This is a genomic window from Spiroplasma endosymbiont of Lasioglossum malachurum (assembly GCF_964020065.1).
Lineage (GTDB): Bacteria > Bacillota_I > Bacilli_A > Mycoplasmatales > VBWQ01 > Spiroplasma_E.
Map to the genome: position 1 here is coordinate 725,614 of NZ_OZ026534.1, position 26,984 is coordinate 752,597.

General features: G+C 24.5%; 23 protein-coding genes. 13 read left to right on the forward strand and 10 right to left on the reverse strand.

The genetic code is table 4. The features are described from left to right. Positions 1-134: 134 nt before the first annotated feature. Both AACK95_RS04135 and AACK95_RS04140 read right to left on the reverse strand, forming a co-directional pair. Positions 135-1,064 (reverse strand): RluA family pseudouridine synthase, encoded by a 930-nt coding sequence (locus tag AACK95_RS04135; protein ID WP_338979485.1) that lies wholly within the window; start codon positions 1,062-1,064, stop codon positions 135-137. 11 nt (positions 1,065-1,075) lie between these two features. Next, on the reverse strand, positions 1,076-2,152 hold the full coding sequence (locus AACK95_RS04140) for a type II CAAX endopeptidase family protein (protein ID WP_338979487.1): 1,077 nt from the start codon (positions 2,150-2,152) through the stop codon (positions 1,076-1,078). 185 nt (positions 2,153-2,337) lie between these two features. Here AACK95_RS04140 and AACK95_RS04145 point away from each other — a divergent pair, with 185 nt between their 5' ends. Next, a complete protein-coding gene (locus AACK95_RS04145; RefSeq protein WP_338979489.1) occupies positions 2,338-3,030 on the forward strand; it encodes a superoxide dismutase in 693 nt (230 codons plus the stop codon). Between the two features lie 61 nt (positions 3,031-3,091). Here the strand turns inward: AACK95_RS04145 and AACK95_RS04150 are convergent, their stop codons facing one another. Next, positions 3,092-3,328, reverse strand: coding sequence for a hypothetical protein (locus AACK95_RS04150; RefSeq protein WP_252319187.1), 237 nt, complete (start codon positions 3,326-3,328; stop codon positions 3,092-3,094). A 346-nt stretch (positions 3,329-3,674) separates the two neighbouring features. On the opposite strand from AACK95_RS04150, the gene ligA reads away from it, so the two are divergent. From ligA to gatB, 4 genes are read left to right on the forward strand one after another with little or no spacing between them, the layout of a single operon-like run. Continuing rightward, complete coding sequence (ligA, locus tag AACK95_RS04155) at positions 3,675-5,690, forward strand: NAD-dependent DNA ligase LigA (RefSeq protein WP_338979490.1); 2,016 nt, start codon at positions 3,675-3,677, stop codon at positions 5,688-5,690. Then, a complete protein-coding gene (gatC, locus tag AACK95_RS04160) occupies positions 5,683-5,997 on the forward strand; it encodes an Asp-tRNA(Asn)/Glu-tRNA(Gln) amidotransferase subunit GatC (RefSeq protein ID WP_338979494.1) in 315 nt (104 codons plus the stop codon). Before ligA ends, gatC begins: the two co-directional genes overlap by 8 nt. After that, positions 5,987-7,459 carry an amidase family protein gene (locus tag AACK95_RS04165; RefSeq protein ID WP_338979496.1) on the forward strand — a complete coding sequence of 491 codons (1,473 nt, stop codon included), beginning with the start codon at positions 5,987-5,989 and terminating at the stop codon, positions 7,457-7,459. Before gatC ends, AACK95_RS04165 begins: the two co-directional genes overlap by 11 nt. Then, positions 7,452-8,885 carry an Asp-tRNA(Asn)/Glu-tRNA(Gln) amidotransferase subunit GatB gene (gene gatB / locus AACK95_RS04170; RefSeq protein WP_338979499.1) on the forward strand — a complete coding sequence of 478 codons (1,434 nt, stop codon included), beginning with the start codon at positions 7,452-7,454 and terminating at the stop codon, positions 8,883-8,885. The genes AACK95_RS04165 and gatB overlap by 8 nt, the downstream gene beginning before the upstream one ends. Positions 8,886-8,925: 40 nt before the next feature. Here the strand turns inward: gatB and AACK95_RS04175 are convergent, their stop codons facing one another. The 3 genes from AACK95_RS04175 to AACK95_RS04185 form a co-directional block, all read right to left on the reverse strand. Beyond that, positions 8,926-10,164, reverse strand: coding sequence for an IS256 family transposase (locus tag AACK95_RS04175; protein WP_338981008.1), 1,239 nt, complete (start codon positions 10,162-10,164; stop codon positions 8,926-8,928). A 318-nt stretch (positions 10,165-10,482) separates the two neighbouring features. Continuing rightward, on the reverse strand, positions 10,483-11,229 hold the full coding sequence (locus AACK95_RS04180) for an IS30 family transposase (RefSeq protein ID WP_338981010.1): 747 nt from the start codon (positions 11,227-11,229) through the stop codon (positions 10,483-10,485). After that, the gene (locus tag AACK95_RS04185) at positions 11,135-11,332 is read right to left on the reverse strand and encodes a helix-turn-helix domain-containing protein (protein WP_338979500.1); all 198 of its coding nucleotides are present in this window, start codon (positions 11,330-11,332) and stop codon (positions 11,135-11,137) included. The genes AACK95_RS04180 and AACK95_RS04185 overlap by 95 nt, the downstream gene beginning before the upstream one ends. Positions 11,333-11,899: 567 nt before the next feature. On the opposite strand from AACK95_RS04185, the gene AACK95_RS04190 reads away from it, so the two are divergent. From AACK95_RS04190 to AACK95_RS04205, 4 genes are all read left to right on the forward strand, one after another. Then, on the forward strand, positions 11,900-12,715 hold the full coding sequence (locus AACK95_RS04190) for a hypothetical protein (RefSeq protein WP_338979502.1): 816 nt from the start codon (positions 11,900-11,902) through the stop codon (positions 12,713-12,715). A gap of 73 nt (positions 12,716-12,788) precedes the next feature. Continuing rightward, positions 12,789-13,787, forward strand: a complete 999-nt coding sequence (locus AACK95_RS04195) for a glycosyltransferase family 2 protein (RefSeq protein WP_338979504.1) — start codon at positions 12,789-12,791, stop codon at positions 13,785-13,787. 4 nt (positions 13,788-13,791) lie between these two features. After that, positions 13,792-14,487 carry an RDD family protein gene (locus tag AACK95_RS04200; RefSeq protein ID WP_338979506.1) on the forward strand — a complete coding sequence of 232 codons (696 nt, stop codon included), beginning with the start codon at positions 13,792-13,794 and terminating at the stop codon, positions 14,485-14,487. A 35-nt stretch (positions 14,488-14,522) separates the two neighbouring features. Further along, positions 14,523-16,709 (forward strand): ATP-dependent helicase, encoded by a 2,187-nt coding sequence (locus tag AACK95_RS04205; protein WP_338979507.1) that lies wholly within the window; start codon positions 14,523-14,525, stop codon positions 16,707-16,709. 122 nt (positions 16,710-16,831) lie between these two features. Here the strand turns inward: AACK95_RS04205 and AACK95_RS04210 are convergent, their stop codons facing one another. After that, a complete protein-coding gene (locus tag AACK95_RS04210) occupies positions 16,832-17,782 on the reverse strand; it encodes an IS30 family transposase (RefSeq protein ID WP_338979508.1) in 951 nt (316 codons plus the stop codon). Between the two features lie 291 nt (positions 17,783-18,073). Here AACK95_RS04210 and AACK95_RS04215 point away from each other — a divergent pair, with 291 nt between their 5' ends. From AACK95_RS04215 to AACK95_RS04230, 4 genes are all read left to right on the forward strand, one after another. Beyond that, the gene (locus AACK95_RS04215) at positions 18,074-19,705 is read left to right on the forward strand and encodes an APC family permease (protein WP_338979510.1); all 1,632 of its coding nucleotides are present in this window, start codon (positions 18,074-18,076) and stop codon (positions 19,703-19,705) included. 200 nt (positions 19,706-19,905) lie between these two features. Then, positions 19,906-21,447, forward strand: coding sequence for a glutamine-hydrolyzing GMP synthase (gene guaA / locus AACK95_RS04220; protein WP_338979512.1), 1,542 nt, complete (start codon positions 19,906-19,908; stop codon positions 21,445-21,447). 3 nt (positions 21,448-21,450) lie between these two features. Next, complete coding sequence (guaB, locus tag AACK95_RS04225; RefSeq protein ID WP_338979514.1) at positions 21,451-22,917, forward strand: IMP dehydrogenase; 1,467 nt, start codon at positions 21,451-21,453, stop codon at positions 22,915-22,917. Positions 22,918-23,032: 115 nt separating this feature from the next. Further along, on the forward strand, positions 23,033-24,271 hold the full coding sequence (locus AACK95_RS04230; protein WP_338981012.1) for an IS256 family transposase: 1,239 nt from the start codon (positions 23,033-23,035) through the stop codon (positions 24,269-24,271). 83 nt (positions 24,272-24,354) lie between these two features. Here AACK95_RS04230 and AACK95_RS04235 read toward each other — a convergent pair whose 3' ends face one another. The 3 genes from AACK95_RS04235 to AACK95_RS04245 are packed head-to-tail and all read right to left on the reverse strand — an operon-like array spanning position 24,355 to position 26,739. After that, complete coding sequence (locus AACK95_RS04235) at positions 24,355-25,323, reverse strand: metallophosphoesterase (RefSeq protein WP_338979516.1); 969 nt, start codon at positions 25,321-25,323, stop codon at positions 24,355-24,357. Positions 25,324-25,328: 5 nt separating this feature from the next. Then, positions 25,329-25,736 carry a hypothetical protein gene (locus tag AACK95_RS04240; RefSeq protein ID WP_338979517.1) on the reverse strand — a complete coding sequence of 136 codons (408 nt, stop codon included), beginning with the start codon at positions 25,734-25,736 and terminating at the stop codon, positions 25,329-25,331. A gap of 52 nt (positions 25,737-25,788) precedes the next feature. Beyond that, positions 25,789-26,739: an IS30 family transposase gene (locus AACK95_RS04245; RefSeq protein WP_338979519.1), complete on the reverse strand. Its 951-nt coding sequence runs from the start codon at positions 26,737-26,739 to the stop codon at positions 25,789-25,791. Positions 26,740-26,984: the final 245 nt, after the last annotated feature.

Below are 26,984 nucleotides of genomic sequence, written 5' to 3' on the forward strand. Positions count from 1 at the left end.
ATAAAATTAATTTTGTTTTTTACTTAAATATGTTAACAACCCAAAATTAAAAGTTCAATATTATTAATCACTATTAAAAATAAAAAAATAGCAAAAAAATAAAAATGTAATCTATATATTAGTATAGATTAATTTTATCATTTTTCTTTTTTAATCTGTTTAATTAAATCTGTTTTTAAATCTTTTATTATAAAATTTTGATCATTCAAATAAGTAAATGGTTCTTCTAAATCATTAAATGACAAATAATAAGCAAATAATGCAATTTTATTAGGAGTAACTATTGTTGACCCATACTTAGTATCACCAACAATTGGTAAATTTAAAAATTGTAAAGTACTACGAATTTGATGTTTTCTACCAGTAACTAATTGACACTCAACTAAAGTAAAGTCTTTAGTATTAAATATTGGTGTAAAGATGGTGCTACAACTTTTACTTTGTTCACTTGGTTCAATTGAAAATTTCATCTTCATTGTTAACTCATCATGAGTAATATAACCAGAAATATTTAAATTTTTAGTTAATTGGCCAGAACAAATAGCCAAATATTTTTTAATAATTTGACCATTTTTGGTAGTATTATGAAGTGCGTTTTGTGTCATTTTATTTTTTGGATAAATAATTAAACCCTTAGTTAGTTTATCTAAACGATACTGATGACTAATATTAAATGTTTGCTCACGTTTCTTCTTCGGGTATTTTTGTTGTAAATAATATTTTACCATGTTATCTAAGCAAGAACCATATGGTTGATGGACAACAATATTATGATCTTTATTAACAATTAAAAAATTATCATCTTCATAAAACAATTCAATTGGTGCTTCTTTAGTAATTTTTTCTGGTTTATAGTTAACAACTAAATTACTTTCATAAATGACTACTAAATCATTTTCTTGTAAGCGATATTTAAAATCAGTAGTAGTTTTATTATTAACTCTGATTTTTTTTGTTCTAAATAAACGATAAATTTTTGAGAGTGGTAGTGTTTTAAATACTTTTTTTAAATAATTAATTAAAGTTTGATCAGCATCATTGGCAGTAATTGTTAGGTTAGTCATAATTTCTCCTTTTAATTTTTATTAATAAAACCAGAAATAGTTGCAATTAGATTAGAAAAAGCATGTAAACCAATAGTATATGTAGTATTACCGCGTGTCATTATAAATAATAAGGGTAATATAATACTAAATCCTAAATAACCAATAATATTATTTCAATCACCACTATCCATAACATGCATTGATGGGAAATAAATTAACGAAGCAGCATATGCTAACCAACGATAACGAACAATGGTAAAAGTACCATGACGATATGATATTTCTTCATTAATTGGAGCAATAAAAATAGTACTAAGAACTAAAACAAAAATGCCATATGGACTATTCATTAATAAGTTTAAAACATCTTGATTTTTTGAAGTATTATTACTTGTTAACATATTAAATTCACTAAATTTAGGAATTATGTTGAAAATAATATTTAAAATAGTACCAATAACAGCAAAAATGGTAACTCAAGTTATTAAATCTAATTTTGCTTCTTTTAAAGTAGTAATAATTCTCTCACGTAATGATCTACAAAATATTAATACTAAAATTGATCCTAACATTTGAAATAACTGTTGAATTAAAAATGTAGTAGCAAGCGAAGTTACATCATCATCTTTACCACTAATAACTTTTGTTGCAATAAAAAATAAAAGAACAAATACTACACTAATAAAACCAAACACACTATGACTATAAGCAGCCCACCCACCTTTTTTAATCATAGTTTCTCAATCAATACCAAGTGAAACAACTAACCCAAAAATTGGCAATAAACTAAAAATAAAAAGACTAAGAAATGAACTTTGACTAGTATCTTTTACAGCATAAGTTTTGATTAAACTATAAAGAATTGGAATTATAATAAAAGATATAAGATAAATTATTGTTAGAGTCCAACTGGCTGTTTTGAAATTAAAGTTATTGGTGTCATCACAACTAAGTGATTTTGAAGTAAATTTATCAATAAATGACTGTTTTTGTTCATTTTTTTCTAAATTATTACTATTAATGTTATCAGTTTGGTTTACATTAATTCTACGTATGATATCATTGTTGTGAGAAACATTAATTTGATTAGATTTTTTATTAAACATGTATAAGTACTGCACGAAAATTTTCACCCTTTGTTAGTAAAATTAGTATTTAATATTAATTTTTAGTATAACATATAGTGAGAAATCTTGTAATATAATAAACTTGTAATTTTACATTAATTTATTATAATGTAATGCAATATTTATATGTGAAGAGTTTAAAAAGAAAAGGAGGATAGAAAAGAATGCCTAAATACAAGATTAATATTATCGATTTACCATATAATTATGATGCTTTAGAACCTTATATTTCACAAGAAACAATGAAACATCATTATGAAGAACTTCATAAGAAATATTTAACTTCTTTAAAATTAGTGATGGATAAACATCCGAAAGTTTTTTCTGATTATAATCTTGAAACTAAAGGGGAACTAAATCGTTTATTAAGTAATTATTGTAAATTAGAAGATATATGTGAGGATAAAGAAACTTGTAATGTAAAAAAATTACAAAGTAGCATTCGACAATTTGGTGGGGGAGTAATTAATCATAATCTTTTCTTTTCACTATTGGGGAAAAATAAAGGTTTTAATGAAAAATCAGCTATTGGTAAAGCAATAATTAATCGCTTTGAATCTTATGAAAAATTTGAAGCTTCTTTAACAAAAACTGCCATAGATATTTTTGGAAGTGGTTGAGCATGATTAGTAATTGACAATAATGGTACATTAAGACTATGCAAAACTTTTAATCAAGACAATCCATGATTCTTGAATATGTATCCATTGATCGCTATTGATGTATGAGAACATGCACATTATCTACAATATAAAAACAAACAAGAGAAATACTTACAAGCATTATTAAAAGTTATCAATTGAGAACAAGTAAATAACAATTATCAAGAGTATTTAAATGAAAAAACTAAAAAATAAGTAAAAAAGAACTCAATTGAGTTCTTTTTTTATAATATTATTAATATTAATCTAATCTAAATTATTTTTTAGAAGAATTTTTCGAAGAAATAGCAGCAATTCTAGTTTTTTCAATTTCTGCTTTTTTTTCTATTTTAATTTTTTCAACATGCTTTTTAAAACCACATCGATTACAATTCAATTGAATATTTTTTGCTTCTAAAAATTCGGCAATTAAAATAACCCTACCACATCGATGACAAGCAAAAGCATTTTCTGGCTTTTGTGCTAAACGAACAGATGCATATGTATCTTTCATAACTTACTCCTAACTCATATAAAATTAAAGTAATTATTTTTAGTTTTAATACTATACTTAAAACTTATCAAAGGTTAATATTAAAAAATGTGTCTAGTTATATATAAAAAAAACTTTAAGTTAAAATAAACTTAACAGGAATTTAAAAACTAAATACTTAATTAGCCATTATTTTTTAATACTAATTTTATTATAATCATTTTTTTAAAAAAAATGTATATTATTATTTATTTATTTTATTTACATTACTAAATTATACTTTTATAAAACAATATTACAATTAAAGTAATAATTCATTTATAATTAATTATGTCTTATTAACAAACCAATTAGGGGAGAAAGTAATATGAGTAACAAAAATAATGATATTAAAAATGAAATAATACAATTAAGAAACCAAATTAAACAATGAAATTATGAATATCATGTTTTAGATAAACCTACTGTTAGTGACGAACTTTATGATAGCGCCTATCATAGATTAATAAAATTAGAAGAACAATATCCCCAATTTAATAGTAATGATTCTCCAACTAAAACTGTTGGTAATAAACCACTTAATTCTTTAACAAAAATTTTTCACCAACAACCAATGCTAAGTTTGGGTAATGCCTTTAACTATGAAGATTTACTAAAATTTGATCAACAAATTAAAAAAACATTATCAGAAAATAACATTGAATATGTTTGTGAGCTAAAAATTGATGGTCTATCAATTTCTATAACTTATGAAAAAGGAAAAATAAAAACTGCTGCTACCAGAGGTGATGGTATTGCTGGTGAAGACATTACCAATAATATTTTGACAATTAAAACAATACCAAAAACAATACCAATTAATTCTAAATTAGAAGTAAGAGGAGAAATATATTTAAGTAAAGAAAAATTTAATCGCATTAATGAAAAACAACAACAACATAACTTACCACTCTTTGCTAATCCTCGCAATGCTGCAGCCGGTACTATTCGCCAACTTGATATTAATATTGTTAATTCAAGAAAATTAGATGGTTTTCTTTACTATTATATTAATGCTACTAATGATAATATTAAAACCCATGAACAAGCATTATTTACCTTACAAAAATATGGTTTCAAAATTAATGAACAATGACAGTTATGTAAAAATATTGAAGAAGTATGAACTTATATTCAAAAATATGAAAAGTTAAGAAATACATTACCATATGAAATTGATGGTATTGTCATTAAAATTAATGATCTAACCAGTTATGATATGTTAGGAAGAACTAATAAGGCACCAAAATGAGCAATAGCTTATAAATTTCCTGCTGTTACTAGTGTTACTAAGCTTTTAGATATATTTCCAACTGTTGGTAGAACAGGAAAAATAACCTATAATGCTAGATTACAACCAGTGATAATTGCTGGTACTACCGTTACTTTTGCCACACTTCATAATGGTGATTATATTATTAATCGTGATTTACGTATTAATGATTTAGTAAATGTTAAAAAAGCGGGTGATATTATTCCAGAAGTAATTGCCCCAATTATTAGTAATCGTCAAATAAAGAATATTATTTTTAAAAAAGCTATCCATTGTCCAGTGTGTAAAACAAAATTGGAACAAGTTCCGCCAGAAGTTGATCAATTTTGCATTAATAGTGATTGTCCATCACGAATTCTTAAATCATTAATGCACTTCTGTTCAAGAAATGCTATGGATATTATTGGTTTAAATGAAAAAATATTATTACGTTTTTTAGATTTAAAATGAATTAAAACTATTAGTGATATTTACAATTTAGTTAATTTACGAAAACAAATACTATCATTACCACGTTTTGGTGAAAAATCTTTCACTAATTTTGCTAATTCAATTATTCTATCAAAACAAAATTCCTTAGAAAGACTTTTATTCGGTTTGGGAATTCGCCATGTTGGCCAAAAAACAGCAATTATTCTTGCAAAAAAATATTTAACTTTAAATAACTTAATGGAAGCAACCTTTGATGATCTAGCTAATACTAATGAAATTGGTCCAACAATTGCTACTAGTGTTATTGATTATTTCCTTAATCCTACTAATCAACAACTAATTACTAACTTGCAAAACTTTAAACTTAACTTTAATTATTTACAAAAAAACCAATCACAAGTATTGAATGGTAAAACTTTTGTCTTAACAGGAACTTTAACTAAAAGTCGTAACGAATTCATTCAATTATTAAATAACTATGGTGCTAAAATTACCAATACTATTAGTAATAATACTTCTTATTTAATTGTTGGAGAAAATCCAGGAAATAAATTAGCACAAGCACGCAAACTTAATGTTAAAATTATTAATGAAGAGCAATTACAAAATTTATTGAAAGAGGTAGCAAAAAATGGATAAAATTGAAAAGAAAATGACAACAAAAATGCTACATGAATTTGCTAACGAACTTATGTTCAATTTAAGCGAAGAACAATGTAAAAATCTTTTACTAGAATTTAAAGCTATTGAAAAACAAATGGAAATTGTGACAAATATTAATACAAATGATATTGAACCTTTAAATTACCCATTTCCTATTATTAATAATTTATTACGTTCCGATAATGTTGGAACTCATTTAACATCTAAAACTGTTTTAAATATTGCTCCAGAAGTTGAAAATAATTACATTAGTATTAATCAGGTGATTAATCATGAAAATTAATTACCACCAACTTTCAATTCGTCAACTTCATGAATTATTAAAAACAAAAATACTTACTCCAGATCAATTAACTAAATTAGTATACAAACGATTAGAACAATTCAAAAAATTAAATGCTGTTGTTACTTCACTGGAACAAAATGCCATTAAACAAACAAAATCAATTACTGAACAAGAAATTAATGATAATTTATTAGCAGCAATTCCATTTGTAATGAAAGATAATATTGCTACTATTAATTTCTTAACAACAGGTTCATCAAAAATTCTTGCTAATTTTATTCCTAATTATGACAGTACTGTTAATATGTTATTAACAAATAATAAAGCCATTAATATAGCTAAAACTGCTCTTGATGAACTAGGAATGGGTGGAGATGGTTTATATGCAACTACTGGTCATGTCTTAAACCCTTGGAATTTAAAACATATCACTGGTGGTAGTTCTAGTGGCAGTGCAGCTTTAGTCGCTGCTGGAATTGTACCATTTGCTTTAGGAACAGATACTGGTGATTCAATACGTAAACCTGCCGCTTATTGTGGTATTGTTGGTTTTAAACCAACATATGGTTTAATTTCAAGAAATGGTGTTTTTCCTTATGCTCCAAGTTTAGACACAGTTGGTATATTTACTAATCATGTCGAAGATATTGCCATTGTCTTGGATAGTATTGCTTTATTTGATGAACAAGACTTTACTAGTGTTCAAAGTAAAGAAAAAGATTATACTCAAAACTTAAATCAAAATATAGAAGGTAAAAATATTGCTATTTTAAATTATAATGATTATCAGTGAAATGATATAGTTAAATCTAGTTTTGATGAAGCAATAAAGCATTTAACTGATGGTGGTGCAAAAGTTCAACAAATTGAATTTAATAAAGAATTATTACAATCTTTATTACCAGTTTATATGATTATTTCTTTTGCTGAAGCAACTAGTTGCCACGCAAATCTAACTGGTATTAATTTTGGTGTTCGTAAAAATGGTAAAAATTATCAAGAAGTTATGACAAATTCACGAACATTTGGTTTCGGTTATATGGTAAAACGCAGATACATTATTGGTGCATATGCTTTATCTGAAAATCATCAAGAAGAATTATTTAACAAAGCTAAAAAAGTAAGAAGATTAATTGTTGAACATTTAAATACTATCTTTAAAAAATATGATGCTTTCATTATTATGCCAAATATTAATCCAGCTCCAAAAATTAAAGATGTATTAGAACAAAAAAAAGTTATTAAAAGTGAACATAATTATTTAGAAGACTTACTACTACTTTCTAATTTAAATGGTGGACCAAGCATTAATATTCCATTAACTACTGTTAATGGTTTACCAATTGGTTTTAATATTAATGTTGCACCTTTCAATGATCAAGTTATATTGAATATTGCTTTATTTTTAAGTAAAAAAATTAATTTTAATAATAAACTACTAGGTGATGATCATGAATAATAAATATGATGTTGTAATGGGTATTGAAATCCACTGTGAATTAAAAACTAAAACTAAATGTTTTTCCAACGCCGCCAATACTTTTGGTCAAAAACCAAATACTCAAATTAATGCCATTGATTGCGGATATCCAGGAACATTACCAACAGTTAATCAAGCTGTTATTATAATGGCAATTCAAACATGTACTGCTTTAAAAATGAATATTGATCCACTCTTACGTTTTGATCGAAAAAGTTATTTTTATCCCGATTTACCTAAAGGTTATCAAATCACACAATTTTTTCATCCAATTGGCACAAATGGTGAATTACCAATAGTTGTAAATAATGAAGAATTTATTGTTAGTTTTGAACGCTTACATATTGAAGAAGATACAGCAAAACAAATTCATAATAATAAAAAAACATTATTAGACTATAATCGAGCGGGAATTCCCTTATTGGAAATTGTTACTAAGCCAATTTTTAACACAAGTGAACAAGTAGTAGCATATATTAATACTCTACGTCAATTATTAATTCATTTACAAGTTAGTGATGCTAAAATGAATGAAGGCTCATTACGATGTGATATTAATATATCGGTAAAACCACATGGTAGTGATATTTTAGGTACCAAAGTTGAAATTAAAAACTTAAATTCTACACATAATATTACTTTAGCAATAAATGATGAAATTAATCGTCAAACTAATATTTTAAATAAAAAACAAAAAATTAATCTTGAAACTAGAAGATTTGATGAAAAAACTAATAAAACCGTTAGCATGCGTAGCAAAGAAAATAAAATTGATTATAAATATTTTCCTGAACCAAATATTTTTCCAATTCAACTAGATGAAAAATGAATCAAAATGATTGCTAAAAATCTTCCTGAATTGCCTAAAGAAATAATGGAAAGATTAAAAAAACAATATAATCTACCAACAAAAGATATTAATTTATTAATTGACAAAGTAGAAATATTAACTATTTTTGAACAAACAGTTGCCATTAATAATTTAGCATTACCTACCTTTAATTATTTAGTAGGTCCTGTGCAAGCTTATTGTAATACTAATAACACTACTATTAAAAACAGCGAACTTACTGCTAATAATCTATCACAATTAGTTAGTCTGGTTTATGAGCAAAAAATTAATGATAAACAAAGTAAACAGTTATTAAATGCAATTATGATTAATAGTGAAAAAAGCCCTACCGATCTTATTAGAACATTAGGTATTATTTTAGTAAGTGATAGTAATGATTTAGAAAAAATATTAATCACAATTTTAAAAGCAAATGAAAACATGATTACTATTTATAAAGTCAATCCAGAAAAAGCAATGAAATTTTTTATGGGTCAATTAATGAAACTAACTAAAGGACAAGCAAATCCACAAGTTTCTAAAGAAATATTAAAAAAATTGATTGAAAACTAGAGGTTTTTTAATAATCTGTGTATCTTTGTTTTGCAAAGTACTAGTTCAGATTAATTCTGTCTTCAAATTTTATCATAAAATGAGCAATTGCTGTATTTCAATTTTGAATGGGCATTGTTCATTTTTTTGTTATATTTTCAATTGCTAAGTAAAATATTTTGAAAACTGCCATATCATTTGGAAAAACTTTTTTATTTCTGATGACTTTTCGTAGTTGACTATTAACAGATTCAATAGAATTTGTAGTATAAATCACTCTTTTGATTTTTGGAGGATAACTAATAAAAATCATTAAATTATCTCAATTTTTATATCAAGATTTAGCAATTTGAGGATAGTGTTTATTTCATTTACTTTCAAATGATTCTAAAGCTTGCATTGCTTGTTCTTCACTACATGCATTATAAATTGGCTTTAAATCTGTAACTAGTGATTTTCGATGTTTGTATGAAACATATTTTAAACTATTTCTGATTTGATGAACTATACATAATTGATGTTCAATTTTAGGATAAACTGATTGTATTGCTTCTGACATGCCTGTTAAGTTGTCACTACAAGCAATAAGAATATCATTTAAGCCACGATTTTTCATTTCTATGAAATTTGCTAATCAAAATTTAGCGCCTTCATTTTCACTAATTCATAAACCTAAAACATCTTTTTTACCTTCTAAATCAACACCTAAAGCTATATAAACTGATTTGTTAATAATGCGTTTATCTTGTCGTACTTTAACTACTATACAATCAAAATAAACAATGGGATAAATGCCTTCTAATGGTCTATTTTGTCATGCTTTGACATCATCAATCACATCATCAGTAATTTGACTAATAACACTTTCACTAATATCAGCACCATGATATAACTCTTGTAACTGCATTCTAATATCTGATAATGTCATACCTTTTGCATATAAGGAAAGAACTTGTTGATCAAAACCATCAAATCTTCTCTGTCTTTTTGGTACTATTACAGGAGTAAAATTACTATTACGATCTCGTGGTACATCAATCTCAATTTTACCTTGTTGAGTTATTAATTTTTTTGAACTTATACCATTACGAGCATTGTCACTATTACTATGTTGATTTTTTTCATATCCTAAATAATTTTGCATCTCAGAATTCAACATTTTTTCAACTAAACGTTTTGTTAATTCTTTATATAAACCCCCTTCTTTAAAAACTGTTGTTAAATCCTCAGTATTTTCTAATAATAAATCTACTGCTTTTGATATTGGATCATTATTATTAAAGTTATCTTTTTTAGCCATCTGTAACTCACTCTTTCTAGTCATTTAATTATATTTACTAGAATTAATTAAACATAGTTATTTTTGTAAGTTACACAGATTACTAAACATTACCTAAAAAACACCCTTGAAAGTGTTTTTTATTTAAATTATGCAACTAATTTCTTTTCAGAAGCTGTACTTGATGATGCTAATGGTTCATTTTTATTCACTTTATTTGCGTCAAAAGGACTAACTTCTTCATCTAAATCAATACCAGAATCATCAAAACTTACATTTCTTAGTTTTTTTTTCTAAAATTGCATTTTCTCTTATGCTAAATTGTAAAGGTAAGTGCAACTAAATTATTTTTCTATCCAAATATTCGATTGGTGAAAGATAATTTAATATTTTTCTCGGTCTTTGATTTAAAGACAATATAAATTTATGAACTTCATTTTTATTAGTTTTTGAAAAAATAAATTTTTTAGGAAATTTTTCTCTAATTAAACCATTAGTATTTTCATTAGTACCTCTTTGTCAAGGTCAATATGGATTGGCAAAATAAATTTTTACATCTAAATTTTTTTCAAGTTGTTGTCAATTTGAAAATTCTTTGTCACGATCAAAAGTAATAGTTTTAACAATGTTTTTAGGAAGAATTGATAAATAATAACTGACATTTTTATTAATAACTTTAGTAGTTCTGTTTTTAACTAATATTGCTAAAGTAAATCGTGATACTCTTTCAACTAAAGTTATTAAACATGATTTGCTTTTGCCTCTTGATGATACTATAGTATCTCCTTCTCAATGACCAAGTGTTATACGATCATTAACATTTATATCTCGTTCTTTAATTGATTTACCATTAAACTTGCCACGATTTTCTTTAGATTTTCGTTTTTTACCTTTTCTTCTTAAATTTTTACTAGTAACTTTATCAAGCATTCCAAAATAAATTCAAGTATAAATTGTTTTAAAACTAATAACTCACTCTTTATGAAAATTTTTAATTCTGCCATAAATTTGTTCAGGTGATCAACCTAATAGTAATTTTTGTTGTACATATTTTACTAAATTCTTTTTCTTGAATAATAGTACTAATACTTCGATTAAGATTTTTAGCTATTTCACTAATTTTAAATTTAAATTTCAATTGATTCTCAATATAAATCCTTTCATCTATGCCAAGATGTTTATAACTCATATAAAAACTCCTTACTTTTTTCTAAACTAAATTTAGCATTATGAAATTTTTATATGAGAATTTTTTGTAATTTTATTTACTTGCACTTACAAGTATAATTCAGCATTAAATTATTAAAATGTTTTTATAATTTATAAAATTGAGTATTTTAATTGTAATATTTTTAAATTAGTAGTAAGATAAATTTACAATTTCATAAAAATCCAAATTATTTCTTGTCTAAATTTATAATAAGACTACAACGATTTAATTAATATATAGTTTTCTAGTATTTTATTTATTTATTAATAATATATTCATCATTTCTATATTATTTTAGAAAAAGTAATAAATAAAGTTTAATATAATTTTTGCTAAAAGTTTTTAAAAAAGAATAACTTTAATATGTGTAGAAATATATGATATATTCATATAGTTTAAAGATAATTTTATGATGTATTGTTAGTTGTTTAATAGTAAAAATAAAAGTACTTTAATTATTAATCAAAGTGAAAAATTTTCTTAGACCACACTTTATATATAATTTGATAAAATAGACTTAGAAAATATTAGAGTTAGGAGTAGAAAATGAAGAAAATTATTTTAAATCCAAATATTTGTGCTGATGAGATTGAACTTACTATTAAAAAACAAGGATGAGAAATTATTGATAAAAAATATGATTTTTATCAACCATACGTTAGTATTTTTGATAATTTAAATTATGAAGCAAAAGTAGATTTATATATTGCTTTTAAAACTGCAGGTAACTTTGTTCATAAGGTATATTGCTATTTTTTAGAATTTGATACAAATAATATTTTTAAAATATCAGAAATTAAATCACCAGAGCATCCTAAGGGACAAATGACAACACGAGTTGCTGATTTTAAGTATTATAAAACTACTGGTAATCTAGGTTTTACTCCTTATAAAAGCCCAATATCTGGTCAACCATATAACTTAAGTCATAATTATCACAGTTTTTTTAATTTATTAATTGAATCAGAAGCAAGAAATGAATTAAACTATGTTTGTATTTTATTAAAATATGATAATCATGCTCGAAGCAAGAAAAGACTTCGATATTTTGTTAATTCGTATAAAAAGTTTATTAAATCATTTCTTTTTAAATTTGAAAAATTTGAAATTAGAAAAACACGTGCTTTATTAAGAGCAGAAATATTAAAAGGACAAAAAAAGAAAAAAGTTAGCAAGCCCGCAAAACGAAACGTTATTAAACCTAATAATACTGAAACTGTTATTATTGAAGGTAATTTAAAAACTATTTTTGATCATAAAAATATGACTGTTAAAGTTATTAAAGAAACAGATAATATAGAAAAACCTACTTTAGTATCTAAAAATAAACTTAAAAATAGTAATCAAAAAAATAAAAAATAAATGTTGATAAACCTTCACTTAAAATTGTTAAAGAAGTGTTATAATTATTTATAAAAGAGAGGAAATATTTATTATGCTACTAAGTTTTATTTTATATACAACTTCATTTGAATCCGAGCACTTAGATTCTTTTTTAGCAAAGATTTTTGTAAATAAAAAAACTAATTTTGAAGTTGTTGTTGTTGATGATGGCATTAACAATGAAAATTTGGAGATATTTAGTAAATATTTTAAATTATATCCACAAAATTTAAAAATGATTACTAATTATCAAGTATCAGGTATTGCCATTAGTCGTAATCTTGGCCTTAAATATATTTCCGGACAATATGTAGTTATTTTAAATCCAACTGAAATTCTTAGCGTTAATTTTGTTGAAACAGTTAATAAAATTTTAGATAATAATAAGGATTTAGATTGTATTGAATATTGTGTTTGTTATGAATTTGATATAAATAATGTTTTTCATTCAACAATTAGAACTGAAGTTAATAAAATATATAATTTAAATACAACACAAGGAAAAATAGTCTTTGCTTTAACAACACCAGTTTTAACAACAAAAATCATGAAAGTTAGTATTATTAATGAATATAATTTACAATTTCGTAAAGAAATCCAATTTGATAGTTTATTTTTATACTCATTTTTAGCACATTGTAAAACATATTATGCAATTAATGAAACATTATTAACGTCTAAAAATAACACATTGGAAAATGATAATATTTTTGAACTAATGCATCAATGAATACATATTTTAAACTATTATAATAATTATAAAATTAAAAAAGTTTTATATGAAGAGTTGGAATATGCTTTTGTTAGATACTATCTATATACTCTTTTAAGATTTATTAGTATTTCTAAAAAACCTGCATTAATTGAAAAAACATATAATCGTGTCAAAGAAATTATTGAATTTAAATTTAAAAATTTTAAAAAAAATTCTTATTTTAATACTATTAATCCAAATGATAAATTTACCACTTATGCTCCTGATCTAAGTACTTATTTTAAGAAATATTTTAAAGATAATAATATTAGAGATGATTCAAAATATTGAGAGTAAAAAAATGAATATTAAAAAATTAGATACAACCGAAACATATATAATAGTTAAAACATGAAAACGTATTATTGCACGTATTTTTGACGTGATTTTTGTTAGTTTAATCCCATTAATAATTGGATTAGCAATCCATTATTTAGATAATAAAGGTAATCAAGAATCATGACAATTAATAATTATTTTTATTATTAATATAATTGTTGTCATTATATATTTTGTTATTATCCCATGAAAATGTAAGGGTCAAACTTTGGGAAAATTAATTTTTCAAATAAGATTAGTAAATGAAAAAAATCAAGATTTAAAGTTAAAACATTTTTTTTATCGTGAACTATTTTTAGTTTTTATTCCTCTATTATTAACCACTTCAATAATTCTTTTTATGAAATTGACTTTTAATGAAAACATTGCTACTATTAATAGTAATAGTACTTTAAATTCTTGATTAAATATTCTTATTCGTTCTGTAGTTAGTTTTGATTTTGCTTGGTATTGTGGGATTATGATCATCACTAAAATTGATAAATATCATCAGCTATTCTTTGATCGTTATCATAAAACTTTTGTCATTAACAAGAAACCACTTGCAACTAATAAAAGGAAGATATCAACTAACGTTAATGATCCACATATTCATTTAGTTTATTCTCAACCAGGAAATATTAATGATGACGAATTAGAAAATATAAATAGTCTTTAATAGTATATACTCTTACTAACTTAAGGATAAATAACATGGATAAAACAAAACTTTTAGAAAATCTAAATGAACAACAACTACAAGCAATTATTAATGTTGATGGCCCATGTCGTATTATTGCGGGGGCTGGAGTTGGAAAGACGCGGGTTATAACATATAAGATTGCTTACTTAATTAATGTAATTAAAATTGCTAGTGAAAAAATATTGGCATTAACTTTTACTAATAAAGCAGCACGTGAAATGAAAGAACGAATAATGCAACTTTTAAATGATACTAACATTAATGTTAATATTGTTACTTATCATGCATTATGTGCCAAAATATTAAGAAGAGATATTCATCATTTAAATATTAATAATAATTTTAATATTATTGATCAAGAAGATCAATGAAAAATATTAAAAGATATTTTTCAAAAAGAATTTTCACATAAAGCTGAATTGCAGGAGTTAAGATTATTAAGTTCTAATATTTCTAACTGAAAAAATAATTATCTTTCTCAAGATCAATTATTAGCTGATTATCAAAATCAAGATGAGTGAATTTTACGTATCAAAGTTTTTGAATCGTATAAAAAATATCAATTTATTAATTCATGTTTAGATTTTGATGATTTATTATTATTAGTTGAACGTCTATTTAAAGAATTTCCACATATTTTAACAAAATGAGAAAAGAAATTTGATTTTATTTTAGTTGATGAATTTCAAGACACTAATGATATTCAATATAATATTTTATTATCACTTGCTAAAAATCATAAAAATATTACTGTAGTTGGTGATCCTGATCAAACTATTTATAGTTGAAGAGGAGCAAATATTAATTTAATATTGAATTTTACTAAACAATTTTCTAATACACAAACATTTATTTTAAATCAAAATTATCGTTCAACAACTAAGATTTTAAATACAGCTAATAGTTTAATTAAAAATAATGTTCAACGTATTGAAAAAGAACTGTTTACTAAAAATGATCTTGGTAATGATATTGTTATGTATCATGCTAGTAGTAGTGATCAAGAAGCACATTGAGTTGCAACAACTGTTAAAAAAATTCATTTAAAATATCATTTAGATTTGAATAAAATTGCTATTCTTTATCGTAATAATTATTTATCAAAAGATTTAGAACAAGCTTTGATTAATAATAATATAAATTATAAAATTTTTGGTGGTTATAAATTTTTTGAACGTAAAGAGATTAAAGACATTTTGGCATATTTAAAAATTATTGTTTGAAATGATAATATATCAATGATTAGAATTTTAAATGCAACACCTAAAATTGGACCAAAAACTATTGATAACTTATTATTACTTGCTAATGAACAATTACTAACTTTAAATGAATACTTATTTAAATTTCAGTATGGATTACCAAAAAATTATCGTCAACATTTACAACCTTTAATTAATTTAATTAATGAGATGCAAACTAATATCAAAGATGTTACCTCTTTATATAACATGGTTGAAAATTTATTAAATAAAACTAATTATTTAAAAAAACTAGAAGATAATCTTGAAAAAGAAAGAATTGAAAATGTTCAACAATTATTAGAACAATTGCTTGAATATGATAGTAGTAATAATGAATTACAAGGCGAAGAATTATTAACGTCATTTTTACAAGAAGTAAGTTTATATACTGATTTAGATGAAAATAGTACTAATAAAGCCGTTAACTTAATGACAATTCACAGTGCTAAAGGTCTAGAATTTGATGTTGTTTTTATAGTTGGCATTAATGAAGGTATTTTACCTGGAATAGGTAAATTTAGTATAGAAAACTTAGATAAAATTGAAGAAGAACGACGACTTTTTTATGTTTCAATTACTAGGGCAAAAAAATGATTATTTTTATCTAGTGCCAGTGGATATTCATATATCTTGGATCGTATGAAACAACCATCTCGTTTCTTAAAAGATTTAGATCTTAAATATTTAAAAATCATTAATAACGAACACCAAGAAATGGCAGCAACTTATCAAAATCGTAATCATTCTAAATTTAATTACTATAAAGCTGATAATAAAGATAAGGTTGAAATAACTAATAATTGAAATGTTGGAGATATAATTATTCATGAAATTTTTGGAAAAGGTATTATTACTAAATTAATTGGTGATAAAATTCAAGTTGCTTTTCATAAAAATCATGGTGGTATTAGAATTATTAGTTCTAATCATATTGCTATTAAAAAATTTGTATAAATTTATTTTTATTAAAAATGTCTATTTTTTGGACATTTTTAAGTATTGTTAAAAAATTTCTTATAAAAAAATATTTTTTTATAAGAAATTTTTTATTAGCTAAATTGTAAAGGTAAGTGCAACTAAATTATTTTTCTATCCAAATATTCGATTGGTGAAAGATAATTTAATATTTTTCTCGGTCTTTGATTTAAAGACAATATAAATTTATGAACTTTATTTTTATTAGTTTTTGAAAAAATAAATTTTTTAGGAAATTTTTCTCTAATTAAACCATTAGTATTTTCATTAGTACCTCTTTGTCAAGGTGAATATGGATTGGCAAAATAAATTTTTACATCTAAATTTTTTTCAAGTTGTTGTCAATTTGAAAATTCTTTGCCACGATCAAAAGTAATAGTTTTAACAATGTTTTTAGGAAGAATTGATAAATAATAACTGACATTTTTATTAATAACTTTAGTAGTTCTGTTTTTAACTAATATTGCTAAAGTAAATCGTGATACTCTTTCAACTAAAGTTATTAAACATGATTTGCTTTTGCCTCTTGATGATACTATAGTATCTCCTTCTCAATGACCAAGTGTTATACGATCATTAACATTTATATCTCGTTCTTTAATTGATTTACCATTAAACTTGCCACGATTTTCTTTAGATTTTCGTTTTTTACCTTTTCTTCTTAAATTTTTACTAGTAACTTTATCAAGCATTCCAAAATAAATTCAAGTATAAATTGTTTTAAAACTAATAACTCACTCTTTATGAAAATTTTTAATTCTGCCATAAATTTGTTCAGGTGATCAACCTAATAGTAATTTTTGTTGTACATATTTTACTAAATTCTTATTTTTAAACTTATGAAAACTAATATGTGATTGTTTTTGATTTTCAGCTTTATTTTGTGCAATTAATGAAAAATAATGATTATTATCTTTATTTCTATTAATTTCTCGAATAATAGTACTAATACTTCGATTAAGATTTTTAGCTATTTCAATAATTTTAAATTTAAATTTCAATTGATTCTCAATATAAATCCTTTCATCTATGCCAAGATGTTTATAACTCATATAAAAACTCCTTACTTTTTTCTAAACTAAATTTAGCATTATGAAATTTTTATATGAGAATTTTTTGCAATTTTATTTACTTGCACTTACAAGTATAATTCAGCATAACAAATTATAATAATATAATTTGTTATATTTTATTGTTCAATTTGCTAATCACTTTAAAACTACTTTTGTTCTAATATCATAAAATTTTGATAATTAAAAAATAAAAATATTTTTATGATAAAAAATATTTTTTTTAAGTTATAATTAAAAATAATTTATTTTTTGAAAGGAATTACTAATTGAATGTTTAATTTAAAAAAATTAAAATTTTGAGCAAAATCATCTCGTGCTAATAATGAAAAAATTAGTCTTAATGAATTAATATGAATTGGTTTTAACTATACTTGTGGTATTGCATTTCCAATGGCATTAATTGGCATTTATTATTGAAATAATGGTGGCGTTGGTTTACATATGCTATGAGTTATTTTATTATGTGCTTTAATTGCTGCGGGAACTGCACTTGCTTTTACTAAATGTAGTCGTGTTTATCATGACACTAATGGTGGTGCTTATGTTTATGTTCGTGGAGTTTTTGGTCGTTTTTGAGGATGAATAATTGGTTTTATTCAATATATTACTTTACCTTCAACAATTATTGTAACTATTATTTCTATGTTTCGAGTGAATTTAGATCAATTATCAATTTTTAATTGAGTTCCTGAACGATGATCGAGTTTAATGATTGATAGTATTGGTATTTTTATTTATGCTGCTGTTGCTAGTTGCATGTATTTTGGAATGAAGGGATTTCGTTGATTTGTTAATATTTCTGGTATTATTAAATGAGGTTCTGCTTTGTTTTTAATTGTTTGTGCTATTATTTTGGTAGTAACTAATAAAGGTTTAGCATTTTCACAAGCGGCTGAAGGAACAAAAAACATTAATTTAACTTTACCAAAAATTAATAATGCATTTAGTGGCTTCTTCTATTTCTTTATTGGTTTTGAAACTTTTATTGTTGTTGGAAAAAATGTTAAAAATCCAACCAAAAACTTTGGTAAAGGTATTTTAATAGTTTTATTATTATCAACTATTTTTTATTTAGCTGTATCAGTATTAGTATTTGGTGCCATTACTATTGACGGTACAAATGGCCAAAATGGTTGATCTGGAGCTACTAATGAATATAATCCAAATAATGTTATATCAGGAATTGCTGGTATTACTGGTATGATTGTACTAGTTATTTCTACTTTATCATTGAAATTAAATGGTGCTATGCAAAATTCTTTATATTCTGGTGGTATGATTCAACCATTAGCCAAAGAAGGATATATTACCGAAAAATTAGCCAAATTAAATAAAGAAAATATTGCAATGCGTGCTAGTACAGCTAATTTAATTATTACTATTATTGCTTGTATTATTATGTTAATAATCCCAGATTTAATTGGTGCACCTTTTGATTTTAATACAGTACTAGGATTTTCTACTAACATTACTATTGCTGTATATATTTTTGTGTTAGCTGCCACGTGTGTTATGGGTTATCGTAAACAAATTAAAATTAAAATTTGAGAATGAATTGTTTTTGTTGCTTGTGGTTTATTTTTACTTAGTCAGTTTGTTGTTTTTAACTATGGTATGATTAATGACATGATTAATAAAAGAGGGGAAGTATTAATAGCTGTTATTATTGAATTCTTAATGTTTTGAATGTTTATTGTAATTGCTGTTATTTGATATTTTATTTATTATCAACCAAAATTAAAAATGCGTTTAGCATCAAATTTAGATTATCAAAATCAATTAGATCAAGAATTCATACCAATGACTGAAGAAGAAGCAATAAAATATTTACTTAATGAACCCGAAACAGAATTAGAACGAATTAAAATTCATGAAAATGAAGCCAGATCAGTTACAACTTAATTTCTTTAAATTATATTTTAACTTTTAAGAGTAATCATTAATAAATGATTACTCTTTTTCATATGCTCTTATCATTAATATCAATATTTTTAATTATATTTTAATGAAATTAAAATCTATCATAAAATAATTATTACTGTAATCTATTTTATTTTTTGTTAAAAAATGATTTAATTACTATTATATTTGGAGGAAAAAAAATGATAAATACACAAGTATTGATTTTAGATTTTGGAAGTCAATATACACAATTATTAGCAAGAAGAATAAGAGAAGCAAATGTTTATACTGAAGTTTTATCTTTTAATATTAGTTATCAAAAAATAAAAACATATCCCAACTTAAAAGCAATTATTTTATCTGGTGGACCATCAAGTGTTTATTTACAAAATGCTTATAAAATTGATCAAGCGATTTTTAATTTACCAGTTGCCATTTTAGGAGTTTGTTATGGCATGCAATTATTAACAAATCATTTTAAAGGGAAAGTAGAATTGGCAGATGAACAAGAATTTGGAAAATCAATTTTATATCTTGATCAACCAAATAATAAATTATTTAAAAAAGTTGCTAATCAATCAAAAGTATGAATGAGTCATGCTGATCATATAACAAAAATTCCAAAAGATTTTATACAAATAGCTCATTCTGATTCTTCAATTTCAGCAATTGCACATTTGACTAAACCAATTTATGGTATCCAATTTCATGCTGAAGTTACCCATTCAGAATTTGGTAAGCGAATAATCGAAAATTTTTTATTTACAATAGCAAATTGTACAAAAGATTGAAGTTTAGATGATTTTATTAGTAATCAAATTTCAGAAATTAAAAATAAAGTCCAAGATAAACAAGTTATTTTAGGTTTAAGTGGTGGAGTTGATTCTTCAGTTGCTGCTGCCATTATTTCTAAGGCAATTGGTAAACAGTTAACTTGCATTTTTGTTGATACAGGTTTATTGAGAAAAAATGAAGCAATTGATGTCATGGAAATTTATAAACAAAATTTTAAACTTAATCTTGAAATGATTGATGCAAGTAAACATTTTTTTACTGCTTTAAAAGGTGTTAAAAATGCTGAAGAAAAAAGAAAAATTATTGGTAAACAATTTATTGATGTATTTACAACAGCAGCAAGAAAATTTAAAACGGCTGATTTTTTAGCACAAGGAACAATTTATCCGGATATTATTGAATCTTCAAGTAAACATGCAAGTTCAAAAACAATTAAAACTCATCATAATGTTGGTGGTTTACCTGATGATTTACAATTTAAATTGTTAGAACCATTAAAAACCTTATTTAAAGATGAAGTAAGAGAAATTGGTTTAAAACTTGGATTACCTGAAACATTAATTAATCGTCATCCTTTCCCTGGTCCTGGCTTAGGAGTTAGAGTTATAGAAGAAGTAACAAAAGAAAAATGTTTAATTTTACAAGAAGTTGATCATATTTTTATTACCAAATTGAAAGAAAAAAATATATATAATCAAGTATCACAAGCATTTGCCACTTTGCTACCAGTTAAAACTGTGGGCGTAATGGGTGATAATCGCACTTATGATTATGTTGTTAGTTTAAGAAGTGTTAATACAATTGACTTTATGACAGCAACAAGTTCACATTTACCATGAGAATTTCTAGATGAAGTTGCAAATGAGATTATTAATAAAGTAGATGGTGTTAATAGAGTAGTTTATGATATTACATCAAAGCCACCAGGTACTATAGAATGGGAGTAAACTATGAATAAAGATTTAAATCAAAAAATAATATGTGAAGGAATTACTTTTGATGATGTATTATTAGTTCCAGGATATTCAGAAGTTTTACCAAATCAAGTTTCTTTAAAAACTAAATTAACAAATAAAATTGAATTAAATATTCCAATTTTATCTGCTGCTATGGATACAGTTACTGAATCTGATCTAGCAATTGCCATGGCAAGAGTTGGTGGTATTGGCATTATTCATAAAAATTTATCAATTGCTGAACAAGCTTTAGAAGTACAAAAAGTGAAAAGAAATGAGTCAGGTTTTATTACTGATCCAATTACTATTGGTGTTCAAACTTTAATTAGTGAAGCAAAATCAATTATGAGTACTTATCGAATTTCTGGATTGCCTGTTGTAAATGAAGAAAATCAACTAATTGGAATTGTTACTAATCGTGATTTAAAATATCTTGATAATGATAATGCATTAGTTAAAAATATTATGACTACCAAAAATTTAATTGTTTGTGATAAAACAACAACAATCGAACAAGCAAAACAAGTTATGTTAAAAAATAAAATTGAAAAACTACCAATTGTTGGTTCAAATAATAAATTGATTGGTTTAATTACAACAAAAGATATTGATAAAGCTATTGATTATCCAAATGCTTGTAAAGATGATCAAGGACGATTAAGAGTTGGTGCTGCTGTTGGTGTTGGTGAAGACACTTTAGCAAGAGTTGAGGCATTAGTTAAAGCAAAAGTTGATGTATTAGTTGTTGATTCAGCACATGGTCATAGTTTAGGGATTTTAAAAACAGTTAAAATAATTCGTAAAACTTATCCAAAATTAGATATTATTGCTGGAAATATTTGTACTGCAGCTGGAGCACAAGCACTTTATGAAGCTGGCGCAAATTGTATTAAAGTTGGTGTTGGTCCTGGTAGCATTTGTACTACTAGAATAATAGCAGGAGTTGGTGTGCCACAAATTACTGCTATTAATGATGTTTATAATTGAGCAAAAAATAAAAACGTAACTGTCATTGCTGATGGTGGTATTAAATATTCTGGTGATATTGTAAAAGCAATTGCTGCTGGTAGCAATTGTGTAATGTTAGGTAGCATTTTAGCTGGAACAGAAGAATCACCAGGTGAGGAAATTATTGTCAATGGTAAAAAATATAAAAATTATGTTGGTATGGGTTCATTAGTTGCCATGAAACGTGGTAGTAGTGATCGTTATTTTCAAAAAGGAATTAAAAAATTAGTGCCAGAAGGAATTGAAGCACGCGTTCCTTTTAAAGGAAAAGTACAAGATGTTGTTTTTCAATTAGTTAGTGGTATTAGAAGTGGTATGGGTTATGTTGGTGCTAAAAATATTTTATCTTTAATCCAAGATTCTAAATTTGTAAAAATTTCAAGTGCTGGTTTAAGAGAATCACATCCTCATGATGTTGAACTAACAAAAGAAGCACCAAATTATAATAAATAAAAAATTTGTATATTTAAAAAAGGTAATGTTTAGTAATCTGTGTAACTTACAAAAATAACTATGTTTAATTAATTCTAGTAAATATAATTAAATGATTAGAAAGAGTGAGTTACAGATGGCTAAAAAAGATAACTTTAATAATAATGATCCAATATCAAAAGCAGTAGATTTATTATTAGAAAATACTGAAGATTTAACAACAGTTTTTAAAGAAGGGGGTTTATATAAAGAATTAACAAAACGTTTAGTTGAAAAAATGTTGAATTCTGAGATGCAAAATTATTTAGGATATGAAAAAAATCAACATAGTAATAGTGACAATGCTCGTAATGGTATAAGTTCAAAAAAATTAATAACTCAACAAGGTAAAATTGAGATTGATGTACCACGAGATCGTAATAGTAATTTTACTCCTGTAATAGTGCCAAAAAGACAGAGAAGATTTGATGGTTTTGATCAACAAGTTCTTTCCTTATATGCAAAAGGTATGACATTATCAGATATTAGAATGCAGTTACAAGAGTTATATCATGGTGCTGATATTAGTGAAAGTGTTATTAGTCAAATTACTGATGATGTGATTGATGATGTCAAAGCATGACAAAATAGACCATTAGAAGGCATTTATCCCATTGTTTATTTTGATTGTATAGTAGTTAAAGTACGACAAGATAAACGCATTATTAACAAATCAGTTTATATAGCTTTAGGTGTTGATTTAGAAGGTAAAAAAGATGTTTTAGGTTTATGAATTAGTGAAAATGAAGGCGCTAAATTTTGATTAGCAAATTTCACAGAAATGAAAAATCGTGGCTTAAATGATATTCTTATTGCTTGTAGTGACAACTTAACAGGCATGTCAGAAGCAATACAATCAGTTTATCCTAAAACTGAACATCAATTATGTATAGTTCATCAAATCAGAAATAGTTTAAAATATGTTTCATATAAATATCGAAAATCACTAGTTACAGATTTAAAGCCAATTTATAATGCATGTAGTGAAGAACAAGCAATGCAAGCTTTAGAATCATTTGAAAGTAAATGAAATAAACACTATCCTCAAATTGCTAAATCTTGATATAAAAATTGAGATAATTTAATGATTTTTATTAGTTATCCTCCAGAAATCAAAAGAGTGATTTATACTACAAATTCTATTGAATCTGTTAATAGTCAATTACGAAAAGTCATCAGAAATAAAAAAGTTTTTCCAAATGATATGGCAGTTTTCAAAATATTTTACTTAGCAATTGAAAATATATCAAAAAAATGAACAATGCCCATTCAAAATTGAAATACAGCAATTGCTCATTTTATGATAAAATTTGAAGACAGAATTAATCTGAACTAGTACTTTGCAAAACAAAGAAACACAGATTACTAAAAAACCTCTTAAAAAACTAAGTTTTAATAAAACTTAGTTTTTAATTTTAATTAATATTTAATTTTTTTATTAATAACAATTTCATCGTTTTGTTGTACGTTATGATGCTTAATTGTAATTTCTTTGTTAGTTTTATTTATAGAAATTTCAGAATAACCACCAAAAAGTGCAGTACCACTTAAAACATCATAAATTGTCTTTTTACCAACATTAACTGCAATTATTTTTTCATCATATTTGGTTGATACAAAGTGTTGATGTCCAGTTAACATTAAAATAACATTATATTTTGCTAAAATTTCATTTTCAAATTCAGTTCTTTGTTCTTTACTTCATCATTCTTGATCAATTGAAAAATCATCATATCCATAATGAAAAGCTAAAACAATTGGCATATTACTCAAACCAACATTTATTTCTAAATCTTTTTGTAATTCAGTTAATGCTGGCCCAGGATCACTTCTTCCAAAATTTCAACCTGAAGTATCTTTATTAATTGGCGCTAAACTGCATTGAACAAAATGTATACCTAATCAATTTCAAGAATATACAGGAACTTCATTTTTTGAAGTATAATAGAGTAAGTGAGCTGCTGTCATAGCATTTTGTTTAACAATATTTTGGTTAAGTCAAGTTTGGTTAACTTTACAAGTAGTATCAGAATCATGGTTACCAAAACCTGCTAAAAGATGATTAGAGATTGATGCTAACATTAATTTATAAGAAAATAAATTCCCTGTATATTTAACATAACCTGTTAAATCACCAGAAATAATAACACCTCTATTATTATTTTCTGGTAAATATTTAGCAAGGACACTAATTGTTTTGTCACTAACTGATTGAGGATATCCAGCATGAATATCTGCTGTAGCTAAAAAATTAATTTCATCACTACTTTTTATTGTGCTTGTTAAATTTGAATTAATATTATAAGAAAAATTACTATTGGTCATTGATAAAATATTACTTATTGCAAGTAGTAATAATATTTTTTTTCATATCTTTTTCCGCTCCATATTAATTATAAACTTACACTTATTGCTGGATTTAATACTAATGGTGGTTCTACTTCATTATTATTTATTGAATTTATTTGTGTTTGTGATAGTAAAGGTGTTGTTTCATCAATTTCTCTACTATTTGTTTGTCTTCAATTTTTATAAAGTACTTTTACATATTCAACAGTTTTTACACTAACAGTTGAAGTTATTGCCATTGTTACTGCTGAAATTAAACCTCATATTAAAACACCTTTAACTGTAGAACGATATGGATTAAAATCATTGTTTATATAATTATCAATAAAATCATATTCCATAATATCTAATCATTCAGCAATCATTGTTGGGATTGAATATCATTCAGCAATATTTCCTATAACTTCACCGAAAATGGTTGAACTTAGTATAATTTTATTTTGTATTTTCATTTTTCTTTTTATCTCCTTTTTAAAATATGCTAAATTGTAAAGGTAAGTGCAACTAAATTATTTTTCTATCCAAATATTCGATTGGTGAAAGATAATTTAGTATTTTTCTCGGTCTTTGATTTAAAGACAATATAAATTTATGAACTTCATTTTTATTAGTTTTTGAAAAAATAAATTTTTTAGGAAATTTTTCTCTAATTAAACCATTAGTATTTTCATTAGTACCTCTTTGTCAAGGTGAATATGGATTGGCAAAATAAATTTTTACATCTAAATTTTTTTCAAGTTGTTGTCAATTTGAAAATTCTTTGCCACGATCAAAAGTAATAGTTTTAACAATGTTTTTAGGAAGAATTGATAAATAATAACTGACATTTTTATTAATAACTTTAGTAGTTCTGTTTTTAACTAATATTGCTAAAGTAAATCGTGATACTCTTTCAACTAAAGTTATTAAACATGATTTGCTTTTGCCTCTTGATGATACTATAGTATCTCCTTCTCAATGACCAAGTGTTATACGATCATTAACATTTATATCTCGTTCTTTAATTGATTTACCATTAAACTTGCCACGATTTTCTTTAGATTTTCGTTTTTTACCTTTTCTTCTTAAATTTTTACTAGTAACTTTATCAAGCATTCCAAAATAAATTCAAGTATAAATTGTTTTAAAACTAATAACTCACTCTTTATGAAAATTTTTAATTCTGCCATAAATTTGTTCAGGTGATCAACCTAATAGTAATTTTTGTTGTACATATTTTACTAAATTCTTATTTTTAAACTTATGAAAACTAATATGTGATTGTTTTCGATTTTCATCTTTATTTTGTGCAATTAATGAAAAATAATGATTATTATCTTTATTTCTATTAATTTCTCGAATAATAGTACTAATACTTCGATTAAGATTTTTAGCTATTTCACTAATTTTAAATTTAAATTTCAATTGATTCTCAATATAAATCCTTTCATCTATGCCAAGATGTTTATAACTCATATAAAAACTCCTTACTTTTTTCTAAACTAAATTTAGCATTATGAAATTTTTATATGAGAATTTTTTGCAATTTTATTTACTTGCACTTACAAGTATAATTCAGCATTACAAAAAAAGACAAGATTATTTCTTGTCTTTTTCCTTGTTGATAATTTTAATTTAACTTACAAAATGTATATTTTATTTTTTTTAAATACGTCGAATATAAAATATAAATTTAATGTTTTAAGAAAAGAGAGTAATTT